This window comes from Streptomyces atriruber (assembly GCF_001418325.1).
Lineage (GTDB): Bacteria > Actinomycetota > Actinomycetes > Streptomycetales > Streptomycetaceae > Streptomyces > Streptomyces atriruber.
This window is the reverse complement of record NZ_LIPN01000150.1, coordinates 18,210-35,878: the sequence shown is the minus strand read 5'-3', so window position 1 is coordinate 35,878 and position 17,669 is coordinate 18,210. Positions and strand designations below refer to the sequence as shown.

At 71.2% G+C, this 17,669-nt stretch carries 18 protein-coding genes; 13 read left to right on the top strand and 5 right to left on the bottom strand.

All coding sequences use genetic code 11. The annotated features are described in order from the left end of the window. The first annotated feature begins 267 nt into the window (after positions 1–267). The 4 genes from AOK03_RS17205 (at position 268) to AOK03_RS17190 (ending at position 4,335) form a co-directional block, all read left to right on the top strand. Positions 268–1,257, top strand: coding sequence for a malate dehydrogenase (locus AOK03_RS17205; protein ID WP_055566156.1), 990 nt, complete (start codon positions 268–270; stop codon positions 1,255–1,257). Between the two features lie 168 nt (positions 1,258–1,425). Then, entirely contained in the window at positions 1,426–3,111 is a 1,686-nt protein-coding gene (locus AOK03_RS17200; protein WP_055566155.1) for a hypothetical protein, read from the top strand. Next, positions 3,098–3,469 carry a hypothetical protein gene (locus AOK03_RS17195; protein WP_055566154.1) on the top strand — a complete coding sequence of 124 codons (372 nt, stop codon included), beginning with the start codon at positions 3,098–3,100 and terminating at the stop codon, positions 3,467–3,469. Before AOK03_RS17200 ends, AOK03_RS17195 begins: the two co-directional genes overlap by 14 nt. Before the next feature lie 23 nt (positions 3,470–3,492). Next, on the top strand, positions 3,493–4,335 hold the full coding sequence (locus AOK03_RS17190; protein WP_157868979.1) for a hypothetical protein: 843 nt from the start codon (positions 3,493–3,495) through the stop codon (positions 4,333–4,335). Positions 4,336–4,378: 43 nt separating this feature from the next. Here the strand turns inward: AOK03_RS17190 and AOK03_RS17185 are convergent, their stop codons facing one another. Then, entirely contained in the window at positions 4,379–4,720 is a 342-nt protein-coding gene (locus AOK03_RS17185) for a hypothetical protein (protein WP_055566152.1), read from the bottom strand. 93 nt (positions 4,721–4,813) lie between these two features. On the opposite strand from AOK03_RS17185, the gene AOK03_RS17180 reads away from it, so the two are divergent. The 7 genes from AOK03_RS17180 (at position 4,814) to AOK03_RS17150 (ending at position 13,048) form a co-directional block, all read left to right on the top strand. After that, the gene (locus tag AOK03_RS17180; RefSeq protein ID WP_055566151.1) at positions 4,814–5,059 is read left to right on the top strand and encodes a helix-turn-helix transcriptional regulator; all 246 of its coding nucleotides are present in this window, start codon (positions 4,814–4,816) and stop codon (positions 5,057–5,059) included. Beyond that, a complete protein-coding gene (locus AOK03_RS17175; RefSeq protein WP_244177646.1) occupies positions 5,056–5,601 on the top strand; it encodes a hypothetical protein in 546 nt (181 codons plus the stop codon). Before AOK03_RS17180 ends, AOK03_RS17175 begins: the two co-directional genes overlap by 4 nt. A gap of 214 nt (positions 5,602–5,815) precedes the next feature. Then, on the top strand, positions 5,816–7,345 hold the full coding sequence (locus tag AOK03_RS17170; protein WP_208609548.1) for an aldehyde dehydrogenase family protein: 1,530 nt from the start codon (positions 5,816–5,818) through the stop codon (positions 7,343–7,345). A gap of 121 nt (positions 7,346–7,466) precedes the next feature. Next, on the top strand, positions 7,467–9,002 hold the full coding sequence (locus tag AOK03_RS17165) for a GMC family oxidoreductase (RefSeq protein WP_055566148.1): 1,536 nt from the start codon (positions 7,467–7,469) through the stop codon (positions 9,000–9,002). Continuing rightward, positions 8,999–10,102 (top strand): quaternary amine ABC transporter ATP-binding protein, encoded by a 1,104-nt coding sequence (locus AOK03_RS17160; protein WP_055566147.1) that lies wholly within the window; start codon positions 8,999–9,001, stop codon positions 10,100–10,102. The genes AOK03_RS17165 and AOK03_RS17160 overlap by 4 nt, the downstream gene beginning before the upstream one ends. Beyond that, complete coding sequence (locus tag AOK03_RS17155) at positions 10,102–12,075, top strand: ABC transporter permease (protein ID WP_055566146.1); 1,974 nt, start codon at positions 10,102–10,104, stop codon at positions 12,073–12,075. The genes AOK03_RS17160 and AOK03_RS17155 overlap by 1 nt, the downstream gene beginning before the upstream one ends. Before the next feature lie 7 nt (positions 12,076–12,082). Continuing rightward, the gene (locus AOK03_RS17150) at positions 12,083–13,048 is read left to right on the top strand and encodes an ABC transporter substrate-binding protein (RefSeq protein ID WP_425264389.1); all 966 of its coding nucleotides are present in this window, start codon (positions 12,083–12,085) and stop codon (positions 13,046–13,048) included. A 56-nt stretch (positions 13,049–13,104) separates the two neighbouring features. Here AOK03_RS17150 and AOK03_RS17145 read toward each other — a convergent pair whose 3' ends face one another. Genes AOK03_RS17145 through AOK03_RS17135 form a run of 3 tightly spaced genes read right to left on the bottom strand, consistent with a single transcriptional unit; the run spans position 13,105 to position 14,779 of the window. Beyond that, complete coding sequence (locus AOK03_RS17145; RefSeq protein WP_055566144.1) at positions 13,105–13,848, bottom strand: isocitrate lyase/PEP mutase family protein; 744 nt, start codon at positions 13,846–13,848, stop codon at positions 13,105–13,107. Beyond that, positions 13,842–14,288 carry a carboxymuconolactone decarboxylase family protein gene (locus AOK03_RS17140; RefSeq protein WP_055566143.1) on the bottom strand — a complete coding sequence of 149 codons (447 nt, stop codon included), beginning with the start codon at positions 14,286–14,288 and terminating at the stop codon, positions 13,842–13,844. Before AOK03_RS17140 ends, AOK03_RS17145 begins: the two co-directional genes overlap by 7 nt. Next, positions 14,285–14,779, bottom strand: coding sequence for a carboxymuconolactone decarboxylase family protein (locus AOK03_RS17135; RefSeq protein ID WP_055566158.1), 495 nt, complete (start codon positions 14,777–14,779; stop codon positions 14,285–14,287). The genes AOK03_RS17140 and AOK03_RS17135 overlap by 4 nt, the downstream gene beginning before the upstream one ends. A 47-nt stretch (positions 14,780–14,826) precedes the next feature. On the opposite strand from AOK03_RS17135, the gene pdxR reads away from it, so the two are divergent. Continuing rightward, entirely contained in the window at positions 14,827–16,233 is a 1,407-nt protein-coding gene (gene pdxR, locus AOK03_RS17130) for a MocR-like pyridoxine biosynthesis transcription factor PdxR (protein ID WP_055566142.1), read from the top strand. A gap of 51 nt (positions 16,234–16,284) precedes the next feature. On the opposite strand, the gene AOK03_RS17125 is transcribed toward pdxR, so the two are convergent. Then, the gene (locus AOK03_RS17125) at positions 16,285–17,130 is read right to left on the bottom strand and encodes a DMT family protein (protein WP_055566141.1); all 846 of its coding nucleotides are present in this window, start codon (positions 17,128–17,130) and stop codon (positions 16,285–16,287) included. Positions 17,131–17,272: 142 nt separating this feature from the next. Here AOK03_RS17125 and AOK03_RS17120 point away from each other — a divergent pair, with 142 nt between their 5' ends. Beyond that, positions 17,273–17,662 (top strand): hypothetical protein, encoded by a 390-nt coding sequence (locus AOK03_RS17120; protein WP_055566140.1) that lies wholly within the window; start codon positions 17,273–17,275, stop codon positions 17,660–17,662. Positions 17,663–17,669: the final 7 nt, after the last annotated feature.

Below are 17,669 nucleotides of genomic sequence, written 5' to 3'. Positions count from 1 at the left end.
CACGGCGGCCGCCACGCTCCCCCCCCTCGTGGCGGCCGCCCCCCTTTTTTTAGGGGGAGGCACAAGCTGTGGGCCGGGCCACACCGACCCGGCGGCAAGGTGTCGCCGGGGCGCGATAGCCTGACGGCGGATCTCTCTTGATGCCAAGAGATCGATCATCGAGAGGCGATCGAGGACTCGAAGAGGCGTCGGCGGGGATCCAGGAACCAGGGGATCCACGTACGAAGGACAGGGACCCCCACCGCCAGCTGTCTTACGGAGATCGCCATGACCCGCACTCCCGTGAATGTCACCGTCACCGGCGCGGCCGGCCAGATCGGCTACGCGCTGCTCTTCCGCATCGCCTCGGGCCACCTGCTCGGCGCGGACGTGCCGGTCAACCTGCGCCTTCTCGAGATCACGCCGGCGCTGAAGGCCGCCGAGGGCACCGCCATGGAGCTCGACGACTGCGCCTTCCCGCTGCTGAACTCGATCGAGATCAGCGACGACCCGAACGTCGCCTTCGACGGGGCCAACGTGGCCCTTCTCGTCGGCGCCCGCCCCCGCACCAAGGGCATGGAGCGCGGTGACCTCCTCGAGGCCAACGGCGGCATCTTCAAGCCGCAGGGCAAGGCCATCAACGACCACGCCGCGGACGACATCAAGGTCCTGGTCGTCGGCAACCCCGCCAACACCAACGCGCTCATCGCGCAGGCCGCCGCCCCGGACGTACCGGCCGAGCGCTTCACCGCGATGACCCGTCTGGATCACAACCGCGCCCTGTCGCAGCTGGCGAAGAAGACGGGCTCGTCCGTCGCCGACATCAAGCGGCTCACCATCTGGGGCAACCACTCGGCCACCCAGTACCCGGACATCTTCCACGCGGAGATCGCCGGCAAGAACGCCGCCGAGGTCGTGAACGACCAGGCCTGGCTCGCCGACACCTTCATTCCGACCGTCGCCAAGCGCGGTGCCGCGATCATCGAGGCCCGTGGCGCCTCGTCGGCCGCCTCCGCCGCCAACGCCGCCATCGACCACGTCCACACGTGGGTCAACGGCACGGCCGAGGGCGACTGGACCTCCATGGGTATCCCGTCGGACGGTTCGTACGGCGTGCCGGAGGGCCTCATCTCCTCCTTCCCGGTGACCGTGAAGGACGGCGCGTACTCGATCGTCCAGGGCCTGGAGATCAACGAGTTCTCGCGTACGCGCATCGACGCCTCCGTCCAGGAGCTCACCGAGGAGCGCGAGGCCGTCCGCGGTCTCGGCCTCATCTGAGTCGGCGCGTACGAGCACGACTGAGAGACCGACCCCCGGCAGCCGGTAAGACCGCCGGGGGTCGGTCTTATTGGCGTACGACACGGAGGAGTACTTGCCCGTACGCTGAAAGTGCCGCAGCTTCCGGCTCGCCCGCGAGCCGAGGCAGTCGGCGCATCGGGGGTACTCGTGACGCACACCCAAGCACCTCAGCGGACCGGCAGTCTCACCGGTCCCGGTGGTGACCCGAGTGCGAGCGAGGCGACCCGGCTCCTGTGCGCGGGCTCCTACGTCGACGTCCGCTTCCGCGAGGCGGTGATCGACGAGCTGTACGTCCATGAGGAGCGCATCGCCGCCCCCTCGCTCGGCATCGACGCCACCCGCGTGCTCGCCCACGCGCTGCGCGCCCGGCGCGTCGAGTTCGGCTGGGCGCTCGTGATCCTCCTGCTGTGGGTCGCGGCCCTGCCCCTCACCCGGGGCCTTGTCCTCCTCTATCTGCCGTCCTTCGCGATGCTCGTCCTCGCGGGATGGATCCGGGTGATCGTCAGGCGCTCCTCCTTTTTCTGGCGCGTCGTGGCGTGGCAGCTGCGCTGGGGTGGACGGGGGTTACTCGTCTTCGTGCTCATGCTGCTCCTCGGCCTCGCCGCCGGGGACGGCGGCAGTCTTCTCGACACCGGCACGGGCACGGGCATCAGAGTGGACCCGGCTTCGGCGTGGTTCGCCCTCGCCCTGCCCCTCCTGATGGCCTGGGTGGTGGCCGCACAGGGCGGCCAGTTCGCCAAGGCACTGACCGGTGAGCTGTCCAGGGACCGGTTCCCCGATCTCGCCGCCGATCCGGCCGAGCAGGCGGAGGGCGAGCGTTTCCACCGGCTGCGTCGCCGTATCCACGTCGAGCAGCGGGCGAGCCTGATCATGTACCGGGCGGCGGACCCCTTCTGTGGGGCGGGCAAGCCGTACGCGCCGTGGTCCCTGGCGGTGGAGCTGCGGCCGCGTGAGGGCGTCCAGCCCGAGCCTCTCGACAACACGGTGCTCCTGGGCCACATCGTGCCGCTCCTCGAGGCGTTGCGCGTGCCGTCCCCGCACGGTGCGCCCTACCGTGCCCTCGCCGTGCGCGACCGGCTGCGTGAGCTGGAGATCGACGAGGTGGTGTTCCTGCCGGTGGACGGTCTGCCGCGCAGGTCCCAGGCGCCCTACGGGCCCGAGGCGTTCGAGGAGCACCGGTTCCGTTCGGTCGAGGAGGGCGGCGAGACCCGGCGGCACTTCCTGCGGGTCAGGGTCGGCGGCTGGGACGAGGAGATCGTCACGACGGTGTTCGTCCGGGCCCACACCCAGGGCGGGATGCTGATGCTGGAGATCGCCCCTCATGTGCTGCGCCCGGTGCGGCAGCTGTATCAGTACGCCGACCGAGTCGCCTACCAATACCGGCACAACAATCGCTTCGGCAAGACCGTCTGGGCGCTCGGCCATGTGCCTGCCTCGGCCGGGCGCGCCGCCGTGACGATGTGGTGGGCGTCGGGGGTGCTGTGGCGGATCGCCTCCGGCGGCCACGCGAAGGCTCTCGCCGACGGTCCGTGGATGTCCGTGCGGGAGCTCGGTTCGGACGACCGGGCCTCGCTCTTCCAGGAGATGGACGTCAGCCGCTACCTCAAGTCCATCCAGGACCGGGTGACGGGCGGGGTACGGCGGGCGCTGTACGAAGCGGGCTGGGAGACCGAGGGGTTCGAGAAGAAGGTGGAACTAGCCGTCGACACGCTGAGCATCGGGACGGTGGGCGCCTTGGCCTTCGGCGATAGGAACGTCGTCACCAGCAACACCGTTGGAGCGACCGCCACGACGGCGGCGCGCCGGAACGGGGGGAACCATGGGAACACCTGAGGAACGCGCCGCGGGCATCCATATCGGCAGCGTGGAGGGCGCCTTCGCGATCGGTGACGGCAACGAGGTGACGTACTACGAGGCTGGAGGTCCGGTGCGCGACCGGGCCGAGGAGGAGCTCCTTTCCGCCGTGCGGAGGCTGCGCGAGGACCTGACACGTCTGTCCGGCGACGACAGGACGGCCGCTCTCGACGCCGAACTGGCCGCTACCGAGGCCGAGATCACGTCGACCGGCGGCGCCGGCCCCGGCAGGCTCGCCCGGCTGCGGACCGCTCTGGCGGACGCGGGTGCCGGGATCGGGGTCCTGGCGTCGGGTGCGGCGGTCGCCGAGTCGGTGCGTGCGCTGTTGGGCGGCTGACCATGGGCGGGCGCGGTGACCCCGTGCACTGGAACGCCGCGACCCAGCGCTGGGAGCCGGGCGTGGCCCCCTCCGCGGAGCCGGTGCCGCTGCGGAGCCCCGACGGGCCGGACTCCTCGGAGCCCCAGGGCCAACGCTTCCCCGGGTACGGCCCGCCGAGCGGCCGTCCGCCCCGTCGGCATCTCGCCGTCGTCGTGGTGGGTGTCCTGGTGGCCGTTGGCCTTGGCGGCGGGTGGCTGGTGTGGGGGCGCGACGACGGCGGGAACGGCCGGGCGGACGGCCGTCCCGCGGTGAGCGCCTCCGTCACGACGCCCGGCCCCGGAGAACGGACGAGCGCCTCCGCCCCGGCGCCCGAGCCCGGAGACCGGACGAGCAGCTCCGTCCCGACGCCCGAGCCCGGGAGCCGGGCGAGTTCGGTGCCGGAGGGCTACGAGATGCGGGAGGACCCGAAGGGTTTCGCGACCGCCGTGCCGAGCGGCTGGGAACGCCGTACCAAGGGAGTGCAGGTTTACTACGAGTCGCCGGACGGGCGCTCGCGGCTGCAGGTCTCCACGCCCTCCGGCCTGGAGATCACTCCGTATGAGGCGCTGAGCCGCACGTCCGAGGCCCTCAAGGAGGGCCGCGACGCCCTCCCCGACTACCGGCAGGACGAACTGGTCGAATACAACAACACCAGGTCCATGCTGACCTTCACGTACGACAGGCCGAATGACGGCGAGCATCGAGTCTGGGACTGGGCGTTCATGACCGAGAATGCCGGCCCTCAGTACGCCCTCCTCGTCGACGGCCCCGCCGACGAGTGGCCGTTGCAGCGAAGCAGGGCGAAGATCGCCCTGGACTTCTTCCTGCCCAGGCCCGGCCGGTGACCGGCGCACAATCTGCTGGTGGGGGAGTGAGTCGCCCCCCGGCTCAGGCGTGAGACGAGCCCGCCGCCTGCAGTGTCGCCGCCTCCTTGGACAGCTGCACCGCCGACGCCAGGCTCAGGCCCGGCTCGGCCCGGCGCAGGGTTTTGATCGCGTGGACGGAGTCGGCGGGGCCCGTGTACCCGGCGGCGGTGATGCGGCGCAGGGCCCAGCGGCCGCGTATCTCGGAGTCCGGGACGGCGGCCGTGCGGGCGAGGAGCGCCGCCGCGCGCTCAAGGCCGGGGCGGTCCCTCTCGTCGGCTGTCGCGAGTGCCTCGCGCAGCTCGTCCGCGACCGCGTCCGTGTCGCGCAGGGCGATCACCATCAATTCCCGCTTGGTGCCGAACATGTCTGCCGCTCCCCATCCTCGTGGCTGCTGCCGCCGGGGCTATGGCCGCCCGGGTTATTGCTGTCGTACTCGTGAATGTAGTACTTCTTATACATGAGCGAGCAAGTGCACAACAGGTTGGCGATGGTGCGCGCCGAGCGAAAGGTGTCGCGTCAGAGCCTGGCCGAGGCAGTGGGAGCCCACTACCAGACCATCGGCTACATCGAGCGCGGGCAGTACAACCCGAGTCTCGACCTCGCGCTGAAGATCGCGAAGTTCTTCGCGCTGCCGGTCGAGGCCCTGTTCTCCCTCGAACCCTTTCGCCCGCTCACGGATCAGGTCTACGGGAGGAACGAATGATGAAGACCGACGAGCAGCGCCCCGTCACCGGCTACGACCGGCGCATGTACGCGATCATGAACCGCCGCGAGGCCGCCCCGCTCCACGCCACCGCGGCCCGCCGCCGGACCGTCGTCGTCACGCACATCGTGCTGACCGCGCTCGGCATCGCGTGCTGGCTCTACTCCGTGCTCGGCGACGAGCGCTGGGCCACCTTCGGGATACTCGGGGTCCTGTTGCCGTGGTGCGTGGCGACCGGTGTCATCAACGGCGCGACCCGCGGCCTCCTCGAACTGCGTGCCCGCGTCCTGGACGAGCGGCAGCGCGCCGAGAAGAACCGCGTGGCGGCCCGCGCGCAGTACGTCATGATGTGGCTCCTGCTGGCCGCGACCGTCCTGGTGGGCGGCCTCGGTCTCGCCGGGGTGGAGATCGAGGGGCTGATCTTCCCGGTGCTGTTCAGCGTGTTCGTCGTGCACTGGCTGATGCCGCTGTGGCTGGCCGGGCTGACGGCCGCCGACGAGCCCGCCGATGACCCCGAGGACGACCTCACGGGCGGCGCGTGACCCGTATCCCCCGAAGCCGTGCTTACGGGGGATTCCCCGGGCGCAATGTTCCGATCATTTCGTCACCTGCAGTGACCGGGCGGGCATCGAGCGTATGTTTTGCTCCGAGTGCCCGCACACGCAGTGACACGGCGCACTTTCGGCCATGAGACAGGCATGGTTTCTCCCCCTCAGGGCAGGTGCACCCGGCTACCGCGAGTGACAGGCGGGGCATATGACAGGAACGGAAGGCAAACGGGACGTGTCCGCACAACAGACCATCCATGTGGACGGAGAGTGGCTTGCCGCCATCTCCGGCGCCACCCGCGACATCCTCGACCCGGCGGACGCCAAGCCGTTCGCCGTGATCGCCGAGGGCGGATCGGAAGACGCGGACGCCGCCATCGCAGCCGCCCGCAAGGCCTTCGACGAAGGCCCCTGGCCGGCCACGCCCGTGGCCGAGCGCGCCGCGCTCCTGCGCCGCGTCGCCGACCTCCTCGTACGCGACCGCGAGAAGATCGGGCTCCTGGAGAGCCGCGATGCGGGCAAGACCCTCGAAGAGGGCCGCGTCGACGTCGACTGCGTCGCGGACGCCTTCCGTTACTTCGCCGACCTCGTCATCGGCGAAGGCGCCGGGCGCGTCGTCGACGCCGGGTCCGACGACATCCACAGCGTCGTCGTGCACGAGCCCATCGGCGTCTGCACGATGATCACGCCCTGGAACTATCCGCTGCTCCAGGCCAGCTGGAAGATCGCCCCCGCGCTCGCCGCGGGCAACACCTTCGTCATCAAGCCGAGCGAGGTCACTCCGCTGACGACGGTCGCGCTGATCGAGCTGCTCGTCGAGGCCGGTCTCCCCGCCGGAGTCGCGAACATCGTGACCGGCCCCGGCCACACCGTCGGCGCCCGGCTGTCCGACCACCCCGACGTCGACCTGGTCTCCTTCACCGGTGGCCTGGTCTCCGGCACCAAGGTCGCCCAGGCCGCCGCGCTCGGCGTGAAGAAGGTCGCCCTGGAGCTCGGCGGCAAGAACCCCAACGTGGTGTTCGCCGACGCCTGCGCCACGGAGGAAGGTTTCGACACCGCCGTCGACCAGGCGCTGAACGCTGCCTTCATCCACAGCGGGCAGGTCTGCTCCGCCGGTGGCCGCCTCATCATCGAGGAGTCCGTGCGCGAGCGGTTCGTCGCCGAGCTCGCCCGCCGGGCCGCGAAGATCAAGCTCGGGCGCGGCACCGAGGACGGTGTCGAGTGCGGCCCGCTCGTCTCGCAGCAGCAGCGCGAGAAGACCGAGATGTACGTCGCCTCCGCCCTGGAGGAGGGGGCCGTGCTGCGCTCCGGCGGCAAGCGGCCCGAGCCGAGCGACGTGCGCCCGGCCGAGGGGTACTTCTACGAGCCGACCGTCCTCGACCAGTGCCACCGCGGGATGCGGGTCGTACGGGAAGAGGTCTTCGGGCCCGTCCTCAGCGTCGAGACCTTCCGCACCGAGGACGAGGCCGTCGCCCTCGCCAACGACACCGAGTACGGCCTCGCGGGCGCCGTGTGGACCAGCGACTCGGGCCGCGCCCGCCGCATGGCCCGCCGGATGCGCCACGGCACCATCTGGATCAACGACTTCCACCCCTACCTGCCGCAGGCGGAGTGGGGCGGCTTCGGCAAGAGCGGTGTCGGGCGCGAGCTCGGTCCCGCGGGTCTCGCCGAGTACCGCGAGGCCAAGCACATCTACCAGAACCTGGCGCCGGAGCCGGTGCGCTGGTTCGCCGGCTGACCGGACCGGACAGAGGCACGCGCGGGGCGGGAAGTCCGCCCCGCGCGACACGTTCAAGCACCCCCCGCTCATTACGCGCAAGCACCTTGGCACGACCTCGCAGGAAGAGGAGCACGTACGCATGTCTGACCAGACCGAGTTCGACTACGTCATCGTCGGTGGCGGCACCGCAGGATCGGTGATCGCGTCCCGCCTCACCGAGGACCCGGACGTCACCGTCGCCGTCATCGAGGGCGGCCCCAGCGACATCGACCGGGAGGACGTCCTCACGCTGCGCAAGTGGCTCGGCCTGCTCGGCGGCGAGCTGGACTACGAGTACACGACCACGGAGCAGCCGCGCGGCAACTCCCACATCCTGCACAGCCGCGCCAAGGTGCTCGGCGGCTGCTCGTCGCACAACACCCTGATCTCCTTCAAGCCCCTGCCGTCCGACTGGGACGAGTGGGAGGCGGCGGGCGCCACCGGCTGGAACGCCAAGGCCATGGACCCCTACTTCGGCAAGCTGCGCAACAACATCGTGCGCGTCGCCAAGAAGGACCAGAACCAGATCGCCAGCGACTGGGTCGAGGCGACGAAGACCGCGCTGGGCGTCCCCGAGGTCATCGGCTTCAACGACAAGCCCTTCGACGAGGGCGTCGGCTTCTTCGACCTCTCGTACCACCCGGAGAACAACAAGCGCTCCTCCGCGTCCGTCGCCTACCTCCACCCCCACATGGAGGCCGGTGACCGCCCGAACCTCCACCTCTTCCTGGAGACCTGGGCCACCAAGCTGGAGCTCGACGGCAGGACCGCGCGCGGTGTCCACATCCGCACCAAGGAGGGTGTGGAGAAGCTGTTCACCGCCCGCCGCGAGGTGCTGGTCTGCGCCGGTGCCGTCGACACGCCGCGACTGCTGATGCACTCCGGCATCGGCCCGAAGAAGGACCTCGAAGCCCTCGGCATCCCGGTCGTGCACGACCTGCCGGGCGTCGGCGAGAACCTCATCGACCACCCCGAGTCGGTCATCGTCTGGGAGACCAACGGGCCGATCCCCGGCAACTCCGCGATGGACTCGGACGCCGGTCTGTTCGTGAAGCGGGACCCGGACCACAAGGGCCCGGACCTGATGTTCCACTTCTACCAGATCCCGTTCACCGACAACCCGGAGCGGCTCGGCTACGAACGCCCCGAGCACGGCGTGTCGATGACCCCGAACATCCCCAAGTCCCGCGCCCGCGGCCGTCTCTACCTGACGTCGGCGGACCCGGAGGTGAAGCCCGCCCTCGACTTCAAGTACTTCGAGGACGAGGGCGACTACGACGGGCGCACGCTCGTCGACGGCATCAAGCTGGCGCGCAAGGTCGCGCAGGCCGAGCCGTTCAAGAAGTGGCTCAAGCGCGAGGTGTTCCCCGGCCCCGAGGTCACCGAGGACGCCGAGATCAGTGAGCTCGTCCGCAAGGCCGCGCACACCGTCTACCACCCGGCGGGCACCTGCCGAATGGGTGCTTCCACTGATGAACTCGCCGTGGTCGACCCGGAGTTGAAGATCCGGGGCCTGGCAGGAATCCGTATCGCGGACGCATCCGTCTTCCCGACGATGCCCGCCGTGAATCCGATGATCGGAGTGCTCATGGTCGGGGAGAAATGTGCCGAGATCCTTGGTGGTGACGGCCGATGAGCGAGGCCACCGTGACGACCACGGACCAGGAGAGCACGCCCGCCGCCGGACCCGTCTTCGCCGTCCGGAACCTCTGGAAGGTCTTCGGCCCCAAGGCCGAGCGAATACCGGACGACACCTCGCTGCACGGCCTGAGCCCCGCCGAACTGCGTGAGCAGACCGGCTGCACCGCCGCCGTGCGCGATGTGTCCTTCGAGGTCAACAAGGGCGAGGTCTTCGTCGTCATGGGCCTGTCGGGCTCCGGCAAGTCCACCCTCGTGCGCTGCCTGACCCGGCTCATCGAGCCGACCTCCGGCACCCTCGCCATCGACGGCGAGGACGTCCTCGCCATGGACAAGGCCCGCCTGCGCGAACTCCGCCGCCACCGCGCCGCCATGGTCTTCCAGCACTTCGGGCTCCTGCCGCACCGCACCGTCCTCGACAACGTCGCGTACGGCCTGGAGATCCAGGGCGTCGGCAAGGCCGAGCGCCGCGCCAAGGCCCTCGAAGTCGTCAAGAAGGTCGGCCTGGAGGGTCTGGAGCAGCGCAAGCCCGGCCAGCTCTCCGGCGGTCAGCAGCAGCGCGTGGGCCTGGCCCGCGCCCTCGCCGTGGATCCCGAAGTCCTGCTCTTCGACGAGCCGTTCAGCGCCCTCGACCCGCTGATCCGCCGCGACATGCAGGAAGAAGTCGTGCGCCTGCACCGCGACGAGGGCCGCACGATGGTCTTCATCACCCACGACCTCAGCGAGGCCCTCAAGCTCGGCGACCGCATCGCCCTGATGCGCGACGGCCGCGTCGTCCAGGTCGGCACCCCCGAGGAGATCGTCGGCTCCCCGGCCGACGACTACGTCCGCGACTTCGTGCGCGACGTGGTGCGCGCCGACGTGATGAGCGTGCGCAGCGCCATGCGCCCGGCCGACGCCGACGAGGAGAGCCGCGGCGCGGCCCTCGCCCCGGACGCCAAGGTCTCCGAGGCCATCGAGGCCGTCGCCCGCTCCGGCTTCCCGGTGCGCGTCATGGACGGCAAGCGCTGCCTCGGCGTCGTGGACCACGCGGGCCTGCTCGCCGTGGTCGCGGGCACCGAGCGGACAGCCCCCGGCAAGGGCGAGGTGGTCGCCTGATGGCCACCGCCACCGCCTCAAGTCCCGTACGAGATACGGGAGTCGGCGCGCTCCTGCGTCACCGCGTCGTCGGCAAGCTCCTGCTGCTCGCCGTCGCCGCGGCGGTCCTCGTGCCGATCGCGAACGCCAAGTGGGCCTCCGGCGCCTGGCCGGGCGCCCTCACCGTCGACCTGTCCGAGCCGTTCGGCAACGTCACCACCTGGATCGTCGACCACCGCGACAGCCACCCGCTGTTCGTGTACTTCTTCGGGCACGTCTCCAACGGCATCGTGGCGTCCGTGCGCGCCGTCTACCTGGTGCTCCTCGCGGGCGGCTGGGCCGGTGTCCTCGCCGGGGCCGCGCTGGTCGCCTGGCGGGTCGCGGGCGTGCGGGTCGCGGTGCTCACGGCCGCCTCGTTCGGCCTGTGCGGGCTGCTCGGCATGTGGGTGCCGACGATGCAGACCCTCGCGCTGATGGTCGTCGCCGTGCTCGCCTCCGTCGTGGTCGGCATGCTGCTCGGGCTCGCCGCCGGGCTGAGCGACCGGACGTTCCGCATCCTGCGGCCGGTCCTCGACACCATGCAGGTGCTGCCGGCCTTCTCGTATCTGCTGCCGGTCGCCATGGTCTTCGGCATCGGCGTCCCCGCCGCGCTCATCGCGACGGTCATCTACGCGGCGCCGCCGATGGCCCGGCTCACCGCGCTGGGGCTGCGCGGCGCCGACTCCGGCGTCATGGAGGCCGTGACCTCGCTGGGCACCACGGGGCGCCAGCGGCTCGTCTCCGCGCGCTTCCCGCTGGCCCGCAAGGAACTCCTCCTCGGCCTCAACCAGACGATCATGATGGCCCTCTCGATGGCCGTCATCGCGTCGGTGATCGGCGGCGCCGGTCTCGGCGACCGCGTCTACCAGGCGCTCGGCTCGGTCGACGTCGGCCAGGCCCTCTCCGCCGGTCTCCCGATCGTGCTGATCGCCGTCGTCCTCGACCGCGTCACGGGCGAGGCCGGGGAACGCCTCGGTGCGAACGCCCAGGACACCTCGCCGCTGCGCGGCCGGCGCGGCTGGGCCGTGGCCGCTGCCGTGACCGTGGCCGTCGCGCTCGCCGCCCGCTTCGCCGACCGCCTCGACTGGCCGGACAGCTGGGTCGTGAACATCGCCGGTCCCGTCAACACCGGCCAGGAGTGGATCGTCGACCACCTCTACACCGGCATCCCCGTCATCGGCGGCACCGCCGACTGGGCCGCGCACTTCACCACCTGGGTCCTCAACCCGACCCGCGACGGACTGCAGTGGCTGCCCTGGTGGTCGGTGCTGCTCGTCGTCGCCACCCTCGCCTGGCTGATCGGTACCTGGAAGACCGGGCTCACCGCCGTGCTCGCGATGGCGGGCATCGGGGTCCTCGGCGTGTGGGACAAGTCCCTCGACACGCTGTCGCAGGTGCTCGCCGCGGTCGCCGTCACCGTGGTGATCGGCTTCGCGATCGGCATCGGGGCGGCCCGCAGCAAGCGCCTGGAGCGAGTGCTCCGGCCCTTCCTGGACATCCTGCAGACGATGCCGCAGTTCGTGTACCTGATCCCGGCGGTGGCCCTCTTCGGCGTCGGCCGCGCCCCCGCGGCCTTCGCGGCCATCGCGTACGCGGTGCCCGCCGTCATCCGCATCACCACGCAGGGCCTGCGCCAGGTCAGCCCGGCGGCGATGGAGTCCTCGAAGTCCCTCGGCGCCACCACCTGGCAGCAACTGCGCCAGGTCCAGCTTCCGCTGGCCCGACCGACGCTGCTGCTCGCCGTCAACCAGGCGGTCGTCCTCGTCCTCGCCGTCGTCGTCATCGGCGGCATGGTCGGCGGTGGCGCGCTCGGTTACGACGTCCTCTACGGCATCGCGCAGAACGACCTGGCGGTGGGCATGATCGGCGGCATCGCCGTCGTCTGCCTCGGCCTGATGCTGGACCGGGTGACGCAGCCCACGGAACGTCGAGACCGCGCGAAGAAGGGAGCCTGACATGCGTATGCGTACGCGAGTGATCGCTGCCGCGAGCGCGGGTGCCGCTCTCCTCGCCCTCTCGGGCTGCGGCAAGGCCGACATGACCAAGCAGGCGTCCCCGTTCGCGAACGCGGCGGGTGCCAAGACCGTGACGCTCTCCGTCCAGTCCTGGGTGGGCGCGCAGGCGGACGCGGCCGTCGCCGCGTATCTGCTCGACCACGAGCTGGGCTACCGCGTCGACAAGGTCCAGATCGACGAGGTCCCGGCCTGGGACGCGCTCAGCCAGGGCCGCGTCGACGCGATCATGGAGGACTGGGGCCACCCGGACCAGGAAAAGCTCTACATCGACGACAAGAAGACGGTGGCGCGCGGCGGCGACGTCGGCGTGACCGGCCACATCGGCTGGTACGTCCCCACGTACTTCGCGAAGAAGCACCCGGACATCACCGACTGGAAGAACCTGAACAAGTACGCCGACGAGTTCCGCACTCCGGAGAGCGGCGGCAAGGGCCAGCTGATGGACGGCTCCCCGTCGTTCCTCACCAACGACAAGGCCCTCGTGAAGAACCTCGGCCTGGACTACCAGGTCGTCTTCGCGGGCTCCGAGGCGGCGCAGATCACCCAGATCAAGCAGTTCGCCAAGCAGCAGAAGCCGTTCCTGACGTACTGGTACAAGCCGCAGTGGCTCTTCGAGAAGGTGCCGATGACGGAGGTGAAGCTGCCCAAGTACAAGGAGGGCTGCGACGCCGACCCGGCGAAGATCAAGTGCGAGTACCCGCACACGCCCCTTCAGAAGTACTTCAACGCGGACTTCGCCGAGAACGGCGGCGACGCGGCGGAGTTCCTGAAGAACTTCAAGTGGTCGGAGGCGGACCAGAACGAGGTCTCCCTCATGATCGCCGACAAGAAGATGTCGCCGGACGACGCGGCGAAGGCGTGGATCGACAAGAACGAGTCGAAGTGGAAGGCGTGGCTGCCCAAGTCCAAGTAGCGGCTCGCTGACGGCTGTACGGTGCCGGGCCCCCGGTGGACGGGGGCCCGGCACCGTCATGCCCGGCCCAGCTCCTCGGTGATCCCGCGCAGCGCCGCCATGGTGCGGCGCAGCAGACCGGGACCGAACGTGATGCGTGTCGCGCCGAGCCCGCCCAGCTCGGGCAGGGTGGGGCCGTCCGGCAGCGCCAGGACGTTGAGCGGTCCCTCGATGCCCGCCCGCAGCACGGGGATCGCCTCGGCCGGCGCGAGGATCGGGTAGACGCAGTCCGCGCCCGCGGCCACGTACAGGCGGGCCCGCTCGATCGCCCGCTGCGGATCGGCGATCCCGCGGACGAACGTGTCGACGCGCGCGTTGATCACCAGCCGGTCGCCCGCCGCCTCCCGCACCTGCGCCAGCCAGTCCGCCTGCTCTTGAGGGTCCCGGAGAATGCCCGTCGAGCCCTTGCCCTCGTACGAGTCCTCCAGGTTGCAGCCGACCGCGCCCGCTTCGAGGAGGCGGTCCACCAGTTCCTTGGCCGTGAGGCCGTAGCCGGTCTCGGCGTCCATGGTCACCGGCACGTCGACGGCCCGGGTGATCCGGGCGACCGCCTCGAACATCTCCTTCGGCGGCACCTGCCCGTCCTCGTACCCGAGGGAGAGGGCGATGCCGGCGCTGGGCGTGGCGAGCGCCTCGTACCCCGCGTCCTGGAACACGCGGGCGCTCGCGGCGTCCCACGGTCCGGGCAGGACCAGCGGGTCCCCGGGCGCCCGGTCGTGGTGGAGGGCGCGCAGCGCGTCGACGGGACGGGGGGTCACCATGCGGGGCCTCCGGGCTCGATGCGACGGCTGACCATCAGCCGGTTCCAGCTGTTGATGACGGCGATCACGCCCAGCAGATGGGCGAGTTCACCTTCGGTGAAGTGCTCGGCGGCCTTCGCGTACGCCGCGTCGGGCACGAAGCCCTCGGTGAGGACGGTGACGGCCTCGGTCAGGGCGAGGGCCGCGCGTTCGCGCTCGCTGAAGAGGCCGCCCGCCTCGTCCCAGGCGTTCAGGAGCGCGAGGCGCTTGGGGGTCTCGCCGTGCTCCAGGGCGACGTCCACGTGCATGTCGAGGCAGAAGGCGCAGGCGTTGAGCTGCGAGGCCCGGATCATGACCAGCTCCGCGAGGACGGGATCGCCGAGGCCCTTCTTCGCGGCGGCGCTCAGCGCACTCATCGCGCCCGCGACGCCGCGGTCCAAGTGCGTGGTGCGAGCGCTCACTTGGCGCCCTCGGCCTTGTAGTGCCCCGGCACCTGGCGGGTGCTGACGCCGAAGCGGTTCCACGCGTTGATGACGGTGATCGCGGCGATCAGCTGGGTCAGCTCCGCCTCCTCGAACTGGGCGGCCGCCCGCGCGTACACCTCGTCGGGCACGAAGCCCTCGGTGAGAACGGTGATCGCCTCGGTCAGTTCGAGCGCGGCGACCTCCTTCGCCGTGTAGAAGTGCTGCGACTCCTCCCAGGCGCTGAGCTGGATGATCCGCTCCACGCTCTCGCCCGCCGCGATGGCGTCCTTGGAGTGCATGTCGAGGCAGAGCGCGCAGCGGTTGATCTGCGAGGCGCGGATCTTGACGAGCTCGTAGATCACCGGGTCGAGGCCCTTACGGGCGGCCGCGTCGAGCTTGATCATGGCCTTGAAGACCTCGGGGGCGTGCTGGGCCCAGGCGAGGCGGGGGGTGTGCTCGTGGACGTGGGTTTCGGAGGGAGCGTTCATGGTGTCGACGCTACGTGCGGAGTAGCCCACGAGTATGGTCCATTCCCATGGGAGAAGCGTGGGCCAATCTGGGCGTCGACCTCCATCTGGAGACCGGCGGCGACGCGTCCCGCCACGGCGTCCGCAAGGGCCTGACGGACGCCCTGCGGGAGGCCGTGCGCGGGGGCCGTCTCGCCCCCGGCACCCGCCTTCCCTCGTCCCGCTCCCTCGCCGTCGACCTCGGCATCGCGCGGAACACGGTCGCCGACGCGTACGCCGATCTGGTCGCCGAGGGCTGGCTCACCGCCCGCCAGGGCTCGGGCACGCGCGTCGCCGAGCGCACGGTCGCGCCGCCGGTGCGGCCCGTGCCGCCCCGCAGGCCGGGCGGGCCGCCCGCGTACAACCTCACCCCCGGCTCGCCGGACCTCGCGTCCTTCCCGCGCGCGGAGTGGCTCAAGGCGGCCCGGCGCGCGCTGGCCGCGGCTCCCCACGCCGCGCTCGGGTACGCGGACCCGCGCGGCCGCGTCGAGCTGCGCACCGCCCTCGCCGGGTACCTCGCACGGGCGCGGGGCGTCCACGCGGACCCCGACCGCATCGTCGTCACCGCGGGGTTCGTGCACGCCCTCGCGCTCGTCGGCCGGGTGCTGCGGGCGCGCGGCGAGCGCGAGGTGACCGTCGAGTCGTACGGCCTCGACCTCCACTGGAACCTGCTGCACCACGCAGGCCTGCGCACGGTGCCTCTCGCCTTCGACGAACTCGGCACCGACGTCTCCGGGTTGGGCCCCGGCTCGGCGAAGGCGGTGCTGCTCACCCCCGCGCACCAGTTCCCGATGGGCGTGCCGCTGCACCCCGACCGGCGCGCCGCGGCGGTCGACTGGGCGCGCCGCGAGGGCGGGGTGATCATCGAGGACGACTACGACGGTGAGTTCCGCTACGACCGCCAGCCGGTCGGCGCGCTCCAGGGCCTCGACCCCGAGCGCGTGATCTACCTCGGCACGGCGAGCAAGTCCCTCGCGCCCGGCCTGCGCCTGGGCTGGATGGTGCTGCCGTCCGGCCTGTGCGCCGAGGTCCTCGGCGAGAAGGAGGCCGCGGGCGCGTCCTGCGGGGCGCTCGACCAGCTGACGCTCGCGGAGTTCATCACGTCGGGGGCGTACGACCGCCACGTCCGCGGCGCACGGCTGCGCTACCGGCGCCGCCGCGACCAGCTGGTGGAGGCGCTGGCGGGGCGGGCCCCCGAAGTGCGCGCCACCGGCATCGCGGCCGGGCTGCACGCGGTGCTCGAACTGCCGCCGGGTACCGAGCGGTCCGTCGTCCAGGCCGCCAACTGGGAGCGCCTCGCGATCCACGGCCTCACCGACTACCGCCATCCGCTCGCGGTGACGCCGAGGGAGGACGCGCTGGTGGTGGGGTACGGGACACCGGCGGAGCATGCGTGGGCGGGGGCGTTGGAGGCGTTGTGCCGGGTACTTCCGTGACGGTTCCCCGAACGTTCGTTGCCGTGGATCACCGGCTCCGCCGGTTCGTCCTCAAACGCCGGACGGGCTGGTACTCCTGTCCGCCGGAGCCTCACCGAACCGGGCCAGCGCCAGCGCCCCCGCGACCGCCACCGCGAAGCCGAGGATCGCCAGCCAGCCCAGGCCCTCCCGCGTGCGGTCGCCGAGCCAGACCACGCCCACCAGGGCGGGACCGATCGTCTCGCCGATCACCATGCCCGCCGTGGCCGTCGTCACCGACCCGCGCTGCAGCGCCGAGGTGAGCAGCAGGAACGCCGCGCCGCCGCCGACCAGCAGGGCGTACGTCGCCGGATTGGCGAGCAGCGCACCCGGCGACACGTCGTCGATGAGCCGCACGGTCACCTCGACCACCCCGAACCCGCATCCCGCGCCGAGGCCCAGCGCCAGCGCCCGCCCCCGGTCGGGCAGCCGCCCGGCGACGGCGCCGAGGACCAGCACGGCGACGGCGATGCCCAGCATCACGTACCGCAGCGTCGTCGAGCCGGTGCGGTCGCCCTCGTCACCGGACGCGAGGCCCAGCATCGCGAGCCCCGCGCAGACGACGCCCACCGCGCCCCACTCGACGCCGCTCAGCCGCACCCGCAGCAGCCGGGCCGCGACCACCGCGGTGACGGCGAGACTGGCGGCGAGCGCCGCTCCCACGGCGTAGATCGGGACGGAGCGCAGCGCCACGATCTGCAGCAGGAAGCCGAGTCCGTCCAGGGCGAGCCCCGCGATGTACCGCCACTGGCGCAGGGCGCGCAGCAGCAGCGCCGGGTCGACGCCGGAGCCGGTGCCGGGCGCGGTGGCGCGCGTGGCGACCGCCTGGAGAACCGAGGCCGTGCCGAAGCAGACCGCTGAGCCGAGTGCGCAAATCATCCCAAGAGACACGAAGTGACTGTAGAGGAAGGTGAGTCAAAGGAGACCCATGGGACATCCGGTGCAGGTGGCTGGCACGGTGTGCCGGGGCTTACCTACGCTGACCGCTGAACATGTACAGAGCAAGGCAACGGGGGATCGCATGACGAAGAAACAACCGCGACGGCTGCGTTCGAGCACCGTCGTACTCGGCGGCATGGGCGTCCTCGCGGCGGCCCTGACCTCCTGCGGCTCGGACCCGGACCGGCGCTGCGTGGACCGGGACAGCTACGACGCGTTCCGCGGCTACAAGATCGTCGGCGACAAGAACTGCAAGTCGGGCTCGTCCTCGGGTTCGTCGTCGGGCAAGGGCCGCAAGGCGGGGTCGGGCACGGGTTACGGCACCGGCAAGTCCTCGGGCCGCACCGACCCCACCTGGTACTACGACTCCGAAGTCGACGGCCGCTACGCCGACTACGGCACGTTCAGCCGCAGCGAGGCCGTCGACCGGGACGGCTTCGGCTGCTCGGGCAGCGGCAGCGGCGGCGGCTGACCGGACG

Coding starts and splice junctions, on each gene's coding strand:
- AOK03_RS17195 (WP_055566154.1), top strand. CDS start 3,098: ATGGGAACACCTGAGGAACGCGCCGCGGGCATCCATATCGGCAGCGTG.
- AOK03_RS17155 (WP_055566146.1), top strand. CDS start 10,102: ATGGCCACCGCCACCGCCTCAAGTCCCGTACGAGATACGGGAGTCGGC.
- AOK03_RS17150 (WP_425264389.1), top strand. CDS start 12,083: ATGCGTACGCGAGTGATCGCTGCCGCGAGCGCGGGTGCCGCTCTCCTC.
- AOK03_RS17205 (WP_055566156.1), top strand. CDS start 268: ATGACCCGCACTCCCGTGAATGTCACCGTCACCGGCGCGGCCGGCCAG.
- AOK03_RS17135 (WP_055566158.1), bottom strand. CDS start 14,779: ATGAACGCTCCCTCCGAAACCCACGTCCACGAGCACACCCCCCGCCTC.
- AOK03_RS17175 (WP_244177646.1), top strand. CDS start 5,056: ATGATGAAGACCGACGAGCAGCGCCCCGTCACCGGCTACGACCGGCGC.
- AOK03_RS17160 (WP_055566147.1), top strand. CDS start 8,999: ATGAGCGAGGCCACCGTGACGACCACGGACCAGGAGAGCACGCCCGCC.
- AOK03_RS17170 (WP_208609548.1), top strand. CDS start 5,816: ATGACAGGAACGGAAGGCAAACGGGACGTGTCCGCACAACAGACCATC.
- pdxR (WP_055566142.1), top strand. CDS start 14,827: ATGGGAGAAGCGTGGGCCAATCTGGGCGTCGACCTCCATCTGGAGACC.
- AOK03_RS17185 (WP_055566152.1), bottom strand. CDS start 4,720: ATGTTCGGCACCAAGCGGGAATTGATGGTGATCGCCCTGCGCGACACG.
- AOK03_RS17145 (WP_055566144.1), bottom strand. CDS start 13,848: ATGGTGACCCCCCGTCCCGTCGACGCGCTGCGCGCCCTCCACCACGAC.
- AOK03_RS17125 (WP_055566141.1), bottom strand. CDS start 17,130: ATGATTTGCGCACTCGGCTCAGCGGTCTGCTTCGGCACGGCCTCGGTT.
- AOK03_RS17165 (WP_055566148.1), top strand. CDS start 7,467: ATGTCTGACCAGACCGAGTTCGACTACGTCATCGTCGGTGGCGGCACC.
- AOK03_RS17180 (WP_055566151.1), top strand. CDS start 4,814: ATGAGCGAGCAAGTGCACAACAGGTTGGCGATGGTGCGCGCCGAGCGA.
- AOK03_RS17120 (WP_055566140.1), top strand. CDS start 17,273: ATGACGAAGAAACAACCGCGACGGCTGCGTTCGAGCACCGTCGTACTC.